We start from the raw sequence: 11953 nt of genomic DNA, 5'->3' as shown, positions 1-11953 counted from the left end.
GCACATTCATTTATTTTTTACTCTAGATAACGTTTCTCTTTATTTTCCAAGTATTTTTCTTATTGATTTATTTTTAATTTCATTATATAATCTTTAAAAATGCATAATTTAATTCAAGAAATTTCTTTTTCAAGAATTCAATAAATTATTTTTATATTAGGAGGGATTTATTTGAGTATTTTAAATGATATAGTTTTATCATTAAATGACTTTTTATGGTCTTATGTTTTAATTGCTTTACTATTAGTTTTAGGAGTTTATTTTACTTTAAAAAGTAATTTTGTACAATTTAGATACTTTAAAGAAATGATTAAACTTTTAGGTGCATCTAGTACTAATAAGAAAAAAGGACAAGTATCTTCTTTTCAAGCCTTTTGTATAAGTACAGCATCAAGAGTTGGTACTGGTAATATAGCAGGTATTGCTATAGCTATTACTTTAGGTGGCCCTGGATCTGTATTTTGGATGTGGCTTGTAGCTTTAATAGGCGCAGCTTCTAGTTTTGTTGAGTCTACTCTTGCACAAATATATAAAGTCAAAGATAGAGATGGTTTTAGAGGTGGTCCTGCATATTATATAGAAAAAGGACTCAACAACAAGTTTATGAGTGTTGTTTTCTCTATACTTATAACAGTGAGTTTCGGATTTGTATTTAATGCAATACAGTCAAATACTGTTGCTCAAGCTTTCCAATCAGCTTTTGGTATTGATAAAGCTATTATCGGTATACTACTTGCGATTTTAACAACAGTTGTAATATTCGGTGGAGTTCATAGAGTTGCAAAGATTTCAGAAGTTATAGTTCCTATATTTGCAGTTGCATATATATTGGTAGCAATAGTTGTTATTTTATTAAATATACAAAAGATACCTGAAATATTTACACTTATAATGGAAAATGCATTTGGATTTAAAGCTATAGCAGGTGGTGGTTTAGGTGCTACTATGCTTATGGGTATAAAAAGAGGTTTATTCTCTAATGAAGCTGGTATGGGTAGTGCCCCTAATGCAGCAGCTACTGCAACCACTTCACACCCGGTTAGCCAAGGTCTAATACAAGCACTTGGTGTTTTCACTGATACTATAGTTATATGTAGCTGTACTGCTTTTATAATATTAACTTGTGGTGATTATGCAACATCTAATTTATCAGGTATACAATTAACTCAATATGCACTATCTTCACAAATAGGATCTATAGGAAATTATTTTATAGCAGTTTGTATATTCTTATTCGCATTTAGTTCAATAGTTGGTAATTACTACTATGGACAATCTAATATAGAATTTATAAGTGGTAGTAAAGGTTTATTATCTACTTATAGAATAGCTGTTGTAGGTATGGTTATATTTGGATCTTTAACTGCAGTAGATATAGTTTGGAACTTAGGAGACTTATTTATGGCATTTATGGCCATTATAAACCTATTTGCAATAGCTAAACTTAGCAAATTCGCATTTTTAGCACTTAAAGATTATACTAATCAAAAAAAATCTGGTATAAAAGAGCCTATATTTAAAGCTTCATCGATAGATGGATTAGTAGGTTGTGAATGTTGGAAAGCCGAAGATAATAAATAGTAAAAGAATATTAAAAAGTGGATATCATACTGTACTGCGCCCCAATTGTTGGACTAAAAATCTAATGATTGGGGTGTTTTTATATGACTAAATACGATTTTAGTTTTAAACTAAAAGTTGTTAAATCTTATTTAAATGGAGAAGGCGGATTTCTTTCACTATCAAAAAAATATGGAATTCATAATAATAGCCAAATTCAAAAATGGGTAAATGCCTATAACATATTAGGTGAAGATGGGCTAAAAAGAAAAAAAGTTAACAAGAGAACAAGAGTTAGAATATGAAAATACACTGTTAAAAGCGGAGCTTGCATTTTTAAAAAAGCTGCGTGCTTCAGGAATGAATGTTCCCGAAAGGTTAAAAACCGATACGAATCAAAAGTAATTTATGATCTTCGCAAGGAGTTTAAACTATCCACTCTTCTTGAAGCTACTAAATTTCCTAAATCAACATATATGTATTGGCAAAAGAGATTTGATAGTGAAAATCCAGATGAAAATATTGAAGAAAAGATTAAATTAGTTTTTCAAGAACATAATGGAAGATATGGCTATCGCCGAATTACAGCTACATTAAAAGATATGGGCATAGTTATTAATCAAAAGAAAGTTAGACGTATTATGAAAAAATTAGACCTTAAATGCATTGCATTTTCTCATAAATCACGTAAATATAATTCATATAAAGGTACAATTGGAAAAATAGAAAATAATAAAATAAATAGAAGATTTAAAACATCAATTCCTCATCAGAAGATAACAACAGATACATCGGAATTTAAAATATATACTACAGATGAAAATGGTAAATTAATTATAAAAAAGGCTTATCTTGATCCATTTTTAGATATGTTTAATGGAGAAATTTTATCATTCAGTATATCAAATAAACCTAATTTTAAGGCTATCAATGATGCATTAAATAAATCTATCGATGTTACAAAAGATTGCCCTTATAGAAGAACTTTTCACTCGGATCAAGGTTGGGCATATCAAATGAATTTGTATAGAAAAACACTTAAGAATAATAAAATATTCCAAAGTATGTCTAGAAAAGGTACGTGTCTTGATAATTCTCCTATGGAAAATTTCTTTGGAGTAATGAAACAGGAAATGTACTATGGAAAAATATATAAAAGTTTTAATGAATTAGAGATAGCTATAACAGATTATATTTACTACTATAATAACAATAGAATTAAAGAAAATTTAAATTGGCGTAGCCCTGTTAAATATAGAATTGACTATGAATCTAAAATTGCATAAAACAAAAAATACAGGAATGAATTTTCATTCCTGTATAAAGTCCAACTTTTGGGTCTCAGTACAATACTGATATCCACTTTTTTAAGCTTCTTTTACTATACCTTTTCTATAAGCCAACAGTAATAATTTTAAATCATTTATACGCTCAACTATTTCTTTTCCTACATCTGTATCTCTTATATATTTTCTTTTTTTATTTCTTTCAACAATAGATGTAATTGATAATATATCACTTTCTTCAAATATAACTTGCTCTGTATTAGTAAAATGTTGATGTGATACAAGTTGTAAGCTATATGAGTTATATATCAAAGTGTAGCCAGCTATACCAGTTTTTTGTTGATAAGCTCGTGAGAACCCACCATCAATAGCTATTAATTTACCATTGGCTTTAATAGGACTTTCTCCTTTTTTACTCTCAACAGGAACATGTCCATTTATAATATGTGAATCTTCACTATCAAGGCCAAACTCTCTAAATATCATATTACACATATTTTCAGTATCTCTTAGTTTAAAGTATGAGTTTTTATTTTCCCTATGTGTCTCTTTTTCAGATATAAAGTATCTTTCAAAGGTAGCCATATCGTCCTTTCCAAACAACGGAGAAGCCTCACCAGTCCATAAGTACCACATTATATCCATACCATACTCTTTCTGCTTATTTCCTTCTCTGTAGAAGTATCCTTCTCTAGCTAATGAATCAAACTTATCCATTAACTCTTTACCTCCATAATCATTCCCCTCTATTGTAAATGTTTTAAACGAACCATCTTCTTTTAAAGGAATACATCCATGGAATAATAAATTGGAGTTACATTTTAAATATATACTTCCTTTAGAGAATAAAAAAGAGGTATGTTTTTGAAGTTTTTCACTATTTACAAAAGATGACTTTAACTTCTCGATAACAACTTCTTCTTCTTTAGTTAATTTATAAGGATTTTTAGGGTCTACTGTAGGAAAGTTATTATCTTTTATTTTATAACTTTTCCCTTTTATATTTATAGTTCCGTTTTCATAGTTGATTTTATCTAATAAACATCTATGTCCCATTTTAAATTCTGGTCTTCTCTTTACAACCTCGTTTTCTAATTTAAACTGTATAATAGATATAGCTTTGTGCATCTTAGCTATTAATGATATTTCACTTGTATTATATTCACCTTCTGATATTTTAGGTAAAAAGCATTCACAAGGATCATCTTTATATACATTTAAAGCAAATGTAGCTAAAGGCAATATATTTATCCCATATATATCTTCAATTATGTCTAAGTTAGCATATCTAGCTGAAATTCTAAGAGCATTAGCTATACAAACTTTTTGACCTGCCGCAGCTCCCATCCATAAGATATCATGATTTCCCCATTGAATATCAACACTATGATAATCCATCAAAGTATCAATTATAGCATCAGGTCTAGGTCCTCTATCATATATATCACCTATTATATGTAATCTATCTACAACTAATCTTTGGATCAACTTAGATATTGCTATTATAAATTCTTTAGATCTATCTATATCAATTATCGTATTTATAATTTGTTGATAATACTTTTTCTTATGATCTATATTACAATCTGTATTTAGTAATTCTTCTATTATATATGCGAAATCTTTAGGAAGATACTTTCTTACCTTATCTTTAGTGTATTTAGTTGATGCATATCTACATAGTTCAACTATTCTATGAAGCGTAACTCTATACCAGTCATTTATGTTTTTTTCTTCTTTTAATACTATCTCCAGTTTTTGTTCTGGATAATATACTAGTGTAGCCAATGCCTTTTTTTCGCTCTCCATAAGGGAATCTCCAAAAAGTTCTTCTATTTTTCTCTTAACTACTCCCGATCCATTTCTTAACACATGCACGAAAGGCTCACTTTCTCCATGAATATCTGATAAAAAGTGTTCAGTTCCCTTAGGCAAATTCAAAATCGATTCTAAATTAATTATTTCTGTTGAAGCTTGAGAAATCGTAGGATATTGTTTAGAAAGCAGATTTAAATATCTTATATTTTCTCTGCATACTTTTTCTGATATTTCTAAACTCATTTTATTCCCCCCTATATTTTATATTACATACTAATTATACCATAAGTACTATTTTAACATATAATACTAATAGTTTTTGCTTTTTTAATTAATGAAATATGTAATTATGTCATCATATATATACTAAATCAGTTATATAAAATTTAACTTAAGTAATCCAAATGTTAAAAAGGTAAGATGAAATCATCTTACCTTTTTAACATTTGAACATATTTTATTTTCACTTGACTTACTATATCTCTAACTTCTTTTATATTGAACATCAAACTTAATATCAAATATACTATAGCCCCTACAGAACTACTTACAACTAGTCCTATTAGTACTAATTTTTTAGTTTCATGTGTATAATTTCCACCTAAAAACATAATTAATGTGTATAGTTCTTTACATATAATACCCATTATTATAGAGGCTACAATAGACTTTAATCCTGTGATTAAGCTACTTTTAATTCCTAATTTACCTACTTTTCGTCTTAAAGATATTATAAGAAGTAAAGCCCCTACTGTGGTTGCAATAGAAGTAGATAAAGCTAGGCCTCCTATTCCCATAACTCTTACTAATAATATAGAGAAAACTATATCAACAGCAACTGCTACCATAGCATTTTTCACAGGTGTCTTTGTGTCCTGTAAAGAATAAAATCCTCTAGAAACTATATCTCTTATTCCAAAGGAAACCATACCCAAAGAATAGCAAAGTAGTGCAGTAGATGTAAGTTGAGTATCTCTACTAGTAAATGATCCACCTTCAAATAATAGCTGAACTATAGGTTTTGAAAATATAATCATCCCTACCATAATAGGAATCATAACTATCATTACTATATCTATACATCTTCCTAAACTACTTTTAAAAGCTTTCATATTTTTTTGACTTGCAAATTTAGAAAGTACAGGGTACATTATTGTAGATATAGATATAACCAGTACACCTACAGCAAATATATTTAACTTATTTGCATAATTTAATGCTGTTATACTACCTGTATCTAAGAAAGATGCTAAGGTTCTGTTTATAACACTATTTATTTGATCTACATACGAGCCTAAAAAAACAGGTAAAATTAAGTAAATTATATTTTTAACATTTTCATCTTTAACATCAACTATTAGGCTATGCTTATATCCACATTTTTTTAAAAATGGTATTTGAAAAATAAGCTGTGCTATATATGCAAATAAAGTTATCCATACCATTATATATGAATTGGTCATACCTCCAACTATGATGGCTAGTATGCATATTACATTAAAAGGTATTGATAATACTCCCGATATATAAAATCTTCCATTTGCTAGTAAATAAGAGGATACCAATCCATTTGCCGCTATAAATACAATAGATGGCATTAATATTTTTGAATACTCTACTGTTATTCTTAGTTCCTCTCCTTTAAATCCCATAGCAAATAATTTTACTATATATGGAGTAAATACACTTCCTAAAAATACAGTTGCTAAACCCAAAATTACAACTATATTTAAAACATTACTTGTAAACTTATTTACACCTTCTTGCCCTTGTTCTTCTTTTATTTTAAAAAACATAGGTATATAAGTAGTTCCTAATGATGAACTTATTCCTGTGAATAACACAACAGGTATGTTAAGAGCTGTTATATAAGCATCTGTTATAATACTCGCGCCAAAATTTTTAGCTAATATTATATCTCTGAAAAATCCTGTAACCTTAGATATTAGCGTTATAATCATCAAAATAACTGCTGATTTTTTAGTTTTTGACATATGTAAATTTCCTTCTTCCTTTTTCTTAACTATATAATAGAGGATACACTCGCCCCTATTAATTATATGTTTTTACTAACTTTACTCCCACAGCATACACAAAAATTTGCATTCTCACTTATTTTACTTGAGCAAAATTCACAAGTTTCAAATTCAATTTCCTCTTTTATTTTTTTACCGCATTGACTACAAAACTTACTTTCGTCATTTAAAATATTTCCGCACTCACACTTAGTGGTATTTTTTAATTGAATTTTTTCAAGTTTTAAATTAGATTCATATATAATTTTATCAATCTCAATCATATTATCAAATAAACTAATAAGTTCTTCATGAATTATATTTTCTTTTCTAATCATTTCATAAAGCTTCATGCCTGCATCAACAAAAATTTTAGTTTTATCTTTTTTAGCTTTTTCTATCTCTATATTTAATTTATTTTTTTCCTTTATACTTTCTAGTGATAATTTCTGGTTATTTATATTAAATCTTATACTATTCATATCTTTCTCCTATTCCTTATTCAACTTATATCCAATGTTTATCAATATATAACTATATATAAACGATATAATCAGACCAACAATAGCACTTGACCCTATATATGAATACATGTCATAATTTTGCGATTCTAACAAAGACAAACTTCCACTAGTGTCTATCTTACTTAAAAATATAGAACTCGCTATAACCACAGAATATACCAGGCTAAAATATTTTATATATTTTTTATTATTGACTCTATTTTTTATATCGTACCCAGATACAACTAATATAACTATATTTAAAAGCATAATTGCATATATCAATAATACCATACTATTATTTAAGTATAAATTTATATCTCCCATATTAAATATAGATATAATAGAATTTCCTAATCCTACTGGAATTAAGTTAATAAAATGTAATATATATAAAGCAAGTTGGGGATATGCTATTAACCCGCTTAATCCACGCCCACTTAAAAATATTTTATTGAAAAACATTCCTAAAACCATTAATGATAGAATTAGGAAATATGTAAACCCTATCGTCTTTAAAACCCTATTAAAAATGTTAATTTCTATTTTTTTATCTTTAGTTTTAAAATATAAAGCTACGTATGCAGGAAGAAAAGATATTGCTATACCGTTTAAAACACTTCTAAAAAAGCTATATTTAACAACTATGGACATCGTGTAATACTCTCCCATAGATAAGTTAATAAACTGCTTACCTAGTATAGATATAATACCTAAAGTCAATCCATAAATAAAGCTTAATACAAAAGCTTCTTTAATAATGTTTTTCCCATTTAAAAATTCTTTTTTTATAAAAAACAAACTTGAAACTAAAATCGTTATAAATGGTATTATTAAAACAATTACAAAACTCATGCTTATCCCCATATTCCCCAGTCCTATAACAGATGAGGAGACAATCTTTAAAGGAACTAAATTTAACCCTAACATAATACTAGATACATTTAAAAATTTATTCACTTCTAATCCTGCAAAGTTTATGAAAAACTTTATCCATATAGATATTATAAATAGTATACAAATTGAAAATAATGGAGCTAAAATCCTTCTTTTAATTTCAAAGTTGTTTGTCCACATTTTTAATTTTTCTTTTTTATGTAAATCTCCATCTAATAAATTATATATATTTAAATGTTTTTCACTTTCACTTGCTAATATTAATTCATTCCCACATTCTTCACAATATAAACTTAAGTTATTATAAACTTTACCACATTCACTGCATACTTTTTCATAATTTAGGTTAATTGAATCAATTTCCATATTAGATAAATCATATCCATCTGTTTCACAATAATTTCTATGATTTGAAAAAGTTAAGTCATTATTCTTATTATTCATACTTTTCCTCCATATTTTAAATAGCCTTAAGACTATCTTAAGGCTATTAATCATAGCTATATTATATCAAAAGGATTTAAATTTATATCACTTTTTATAACATCTATATCAAATTCATTTTTTATATAATCAAACATTATATCTGAAAATACTTTTTCAGTATCAAAATGACCACAGTCAATCACTTTCATTCCCATATCAAGTGTATCTTGAGCATCATGATATTTCATATCTCCAGTTATTAAAACATCACAACCTGATTTATACGCCTTTTTTACCATATCAGCACCTGAGCCTGTAACTATAGCAACTTTAGATACAACGCTATCTAATTCTCCAACTACTCTTAAGTGTTTTATATCTAATTTTTCTTTAAGTATCATTCCTAAATCTTTAAATGTCATTTTAGACTTAAGTTTTCCGTATCTTCCAAGTCCTATAGCTTCACCTTTATTTTCTAACTTATACAAATCATATGCAACTTCTTCATATGGATGCGATTTAATCATGGAACTTATAACTTTATCTAATATTTTTTGAGGGACTATCGTTTCCACCTTAACTTCATGAACACTTTCTAGTGCATTAGTCTCTCCAATATAAGGGTTAGCTCCATCACAAGGCTTAAATCTTCCCTCACCTTCAGTAGTAAATGAGCAATCTTTATAGTTTCCTAAGTGTCCAGCCCCAGAATTTCCTAAAGCTATTCTTACATCATCTATATGTGTCTTTGGTACATAAACTGCTAGTTTATATAGATTTTCGCTGCTAGTTTTATCTAAAATTTTCACACTTTCAAGTTCTAACATTTCTACAAAATAATCATTCAATCCATCAAAAGCTATATCAAAATTAGTATGCATAGAATATATTGATATATTACTTTTTATTAATTTATGTATTAATTTCCCTTTTAAATCTAAAGTAGTAACCTTTTTCAATTTTGAAAAAATAAAAGGATGATGAGTTATTATCAAGTCTATATCTTTATTTATAGCTTCATCTACAACTTTTTCATTAGCTTCTAAACAAACCATTATTTTTTTAACTTCACGTTCAGAGTCTCCTACTATAAGTCCCACATTATCCCAATCATACGCTAAATTAAGAGGATATTTTTGTTCTATTTTTTTTATAAAACTTTTAAGTTTCATTTACAACATCTCCTTAAGCTTTTCTATAACTTCAATAGTCTTATTTCTCTTATTTTCTATAGCTTCTCCACTTTTACCTTCCAATTTTTTTATTATATTTTCATATGCAGATATTTTTTTATTTAAAAATTCAGTTAAAAGTTCGTCCTTTTTTTCTATAAGCTTACTTGATACTTCATAATATATTTCGTCTGTAACTTCTGTTTTTCTTCCAGTATATTTAGCTACTATTATCTCATATATTCTAAAGTCTTCTTTTACTAAAACTTCATCTATAACTTCAAATCCGTTATTATAAAGATATTTTCTAAGTTCAGCTTGTGCTTGCATTGGTTGTAATATAAGTTTTTCAGCATTTTGAGCAACACTTTTTTTCGCTTCTATCAGTTCTCCTATAAGTATACCACCCATACCTGCTATTATAATTTCATCCACTTCATTATCATTTAAAACTTCTATTCCTGACCCTAGTCTTAAATCAACTTTGTCATCTAATTTATTATGTCTAACTTCTTTTCTTGCATTTTCTAAAGGCCCTTTATTCACATCTGCTAATATAGCAAAGTCTATCTTTTTTTTATTTAGAAGATAAACTGGTATATATCCATGATCCGTCCCAATATCTGCAATTTTTTTACCTTCATCTACAATGCTTGCTATTTTTAATAATCTATCTGTTAACTTCAATTTTTGTCGTCCTTTCATATATCTTTTGTATACATAAAAATTCGCCTATCATAGACGAATTTTTTATTAATCTAAGTAATCTCTAAGTTTTTTAGATCTACTTGGATGTCTTAATTTTCTTAAAGCTTTAGCTTCTATTTGTCTTATTCTTTCTCTTGTTACATCAAACTCTTTACCTACTTCTTCAAGAGTTCTAGCACGTCCATCTTCTAATCCAAATCTTAATTTTAAAACTTTTTGCTCTCTTTCATTTAACGAACCTAAAACTTCTTCTATTTGCTCTTTTAATAAAGAATATGCTGCAGCTTCTGCTGGAGCTGGAGCATCGTCATCTGGTATAAAGTCTCCTAAATGACTATCCTCTTCTTCACCTATAGGAGTTTCTAAAGATACTGGATCTTGAGCAATTTTCATAATTTCTCTAACCTTATCTTCTGTCATATCCATTTCTTTTGCAATTTCTTCAGGTTTTGGATCTCTACCTAATTCCTGTAATAATTGTCTAGAAACTCTTATTAATTTATTTATAGTTTCAACCATATGAACAGGTATTCTTATAGTTCTAGCTTGGTCTGCTATTGCACGAGTTATAGCTTGTCTTATCCACCATGTAGCATAAGTACTAAATTTAAATCCTTTTGTATAGTCAAACTTTTCAACAGCTTTTATAAGACCTAAATTTCCTTCTTGTATTAGATCTAAAAATAACATTCCTCTTCCCACATATCTCTTTGCTATACTTACAACAAGCCTTAAGTTTGCTTCAACTAATCTTTGTTTAGCTATTTCATCACCTTCATGCATTCTCCTTGCAAGTTCAGCTTCTTCATGAGGCTTAAGTAAAGGTATTTTACCAATTTCTTTTAAATACATTCTAACCGGGTCATCTATACTTATCCCTTTTGGAAGAGTTAAATCTATTTGTTCAATTTCCATAGTGTTTTCTTCTTTAGATATATCCTCATCAATGCTATCATCTATATCCATGTTTGATATATCCATATCTTCTGAAGTAAACTCTATATCTGCATCAGCTTTTTCTTCTTTCTTTTGAATTACTTCAATCCCTAAGTTTCCAAGTGTTTCATATAAGTTTTCAACTTGATCTTTGTCTAATTCTGTTTCAGAGAAAGCTTCCATTATTTCCATAAGTGTAAGACTTCCTTGCTTTTTACCTTTTTCTATAAGTGATTTTGCTGTTACTCTTTTAGATTCTTTTTTTGGTGTTTTAGTTTCCATACTTCAGCCTCCCTTCCTTTATATATTTTCTAATATCTTTCTTAGTTCAACTATCTTTATAGCAATTTCCATAACTTGTACATCTACCTCTTTCGCATTTGAATTATCATTAGACTTTCCATTTTCTAATTCTTTTTGCTTCTTCAATAAATTATCTATATCATCTTGAAGCTTATTTTTTTTTACTTTTTTAATTATTTCTTCTATACTCTTTTTGTCATTAACATTAATGTTTTCTATCTTCATACTATACAAATTTAAAAGATAATCTTCGGATAAGTTTAAACTTTTTAATTTGTCAATAGTTATTTTATCCATTTCTTCATTTTTAATTATAAATTTTAAAATTT

The 11953-nt window shown here is 27.6% G+C and carries 10 protein-coding genes and 1 pseudogene; 3 read left to right on the top strand and 8 right to left on the bottom strand.

Annotated features, from left to right (window positions below; translation table 11 throughout):
• The first annotated feature begins 147 nt into the window (after positions 1–147).
• From VN21_RS04510 to VN21_RS04500, 3 genes are all read left to right on the top strand, one after another.
• On the top strand, positions 148–1581 hold the full coding sequence (locus VN21_RS04510) for an alanine/glycine:cation symporter family protein (RefSeq protein WP_408633642.1): 1434 nt from the start codon (positions 148–150) through the stop codon (positions 1579–1581).
• Between the two features lie 83 nt (positions 1582–1664).
• Positions 1665–1865 carry a helix-turn-helix domain-containing protein gene (locus tag VN21_RS19440; protein WP_046822245.1) on the top strand — a complete coding sequence of 67 codons (201 nt, stop codon included), beginning with the start codon at positions 1665–1667 and terminating at the stop codon, positions 1863–1865.
• 27 nt (positions 1866–1892) lie between these two features.
• The gene (locus VN21_RS04500; RefSeq protein WP_408633641.1) at positions 1893–2846 is read left to right on the top strand and encodes an IS3 family transposase; all 954 of its coding nucleotides are present in this window, start codon (positions 1893–1895) and stop codon (positions 2844–2846) included.
• Between the two features lie 81 nt (positions 2847–2927).
• Here VN21_RS04500 and VN21_RS04495 read toward each other — a convergent pair whose 3' ends face one another.
• The 8 genes and pseudogenes from VN21_RS04495 to VN21_RS04460 all read right to left on the bottom strand — a co-directional run.
• Positions 2928–4907: a fructose-bisphosphatase class III gene (locus VN21_RS04495; RefSeq protein WP_046822243.1), complete on the bottom strand. Its 1980-nt coding sequence runs from the start codon at positions 4905–4907 to the stop codon at positions 2928–2930.
• 188 nt (positions 4908–5095) lie between these two features.
• Positions 5096–6658, bottom strand: coding sequence for a murein biosynthesis integral membrane protein MurJ (gene murJ / locus VN21_RS04490; protein WP_046822242.1), 1563 nt, complete (start codon positions 6656–6658; stop codon positions 5096–5098).
• Positions 6659–6720: 62 nt separating this feature from the next.
• A complete protein-coding gene (locus VN21_RS04485) occupies positions 6721–7161 on the bottom strand; it encodes a zinc ribbon domain-containing protein (RefSeq protein WP_046822241.1) in 441 nt (146 codons plus the stop codon).
• Between the two features lie 9 nt (positions 7162–7170).
• Entirely contained in the window at positions 7171–8523 is a 1353-nt protein-coding gene (locus VN21_RS04480; RefSeq protein WP_046822240.1) for a hypothetical protein, read from the bottom strand.
• A 56-nt stretch (positions 8524–8579) separates the two neighbouring features.
• Complete coding sequence (locus tag VN21_RS04475) at positions 8580–9677, bottom strand: Nif3-like dinuclear metal center hexameric protein (RefSeq protein ID WP_046822239.1); 1098 nt, start codon at positions 9675–9677, stop codon at positions 8580–8582.
• The gene (locus tag VN21_RS04470; protein WP_046822238.1) at positions 9678–10364 is read right to left on the bottom strand and encodes a tRNA (adenine(22)-N(1))-methyltransferase; all 687 of its coding nucleotides are present in this window, start codon (positions 10362–10364) and stop codon (positions 9678–9680) included.
• Between the two features lie 66 nt (positions 10365–10430).
• Positions 10431–11603, bottom strand: a complete 1173-nt coding sequence (rpoD, locus tag VN21_RS04465) for an RNA polymerase sigma factor RpoD (RefSeq protein WP_021429080.1) — start codon at positions 11601–11603, stop codon at positions 10431–10433.
• Between the two features lie 18 nt (positions 11604–11621).
• A pseudogene (locus VN21_RS04460) lies at positions 11622–11953 on the bottom strand (DNA primase); the annotation flags it as partial.

The sequence above is a fragment of the Paraclostridium benzoelyticum genome (assembly GCF_001006285.1).
GTDB lineage: Bacteria > Bacillota > Clostridia > Peptostreptococcales > Peptostreptococcaceae > Paraclostridium > Paraclostridium benzoelyticum.
This window is presented reverse-complemented; position numbering and strand designations above follow the sequence as displayed.

Coding starts and splice junctions, on each gene's coding strand:
- VN21_RS04475 (WP_046822239.1), bottom strand. CDS start 9,677: ATGAAACTTAAAAGTTTTATAAAAAAAATAGAACAAAAATATCCTCTT.
- VN21_RS04480 (WP_046822240.1), bottom strand. CDS start 8,523: ATGAATAATAAGAATAATGACTTAACTTTTTCAAATCATAGAAATTAT.
- VN21_RS19440 (WP_046822245.1), top strand. CDS start 1,665: ATGACTAAATACGATTTTAGTTTTAAACTAAAAGTTGTTAAATCTTAT.
- VN21_RS04485 (WP_046822241.1), bottom strand. CDS start 7,161: ATGAATAGTATAAGATTTAATATAAATAACCAGAAATTATCACTAGAA.
- rpoD (WP_021429080.1), bottom strand. CDS start 11,603: ATGGAAACTAAAACACCAAAAAAAGAATCTAAAAGAGTAACAGCAAAA.
- VN21_RS04495 (WP_046822243.1), bottom strand. CDS start 4,907: ATGAGTTTAGAAATATCAGAAAAAGTATGCAGAGAAAATATAAGATAT.
- murJ (WP_046822242.1), bottom strand. CDS start 6,658: ATGTCAAAAACTAAAAAATCAGCAGTTATTTTGATGATTATAACGCTA.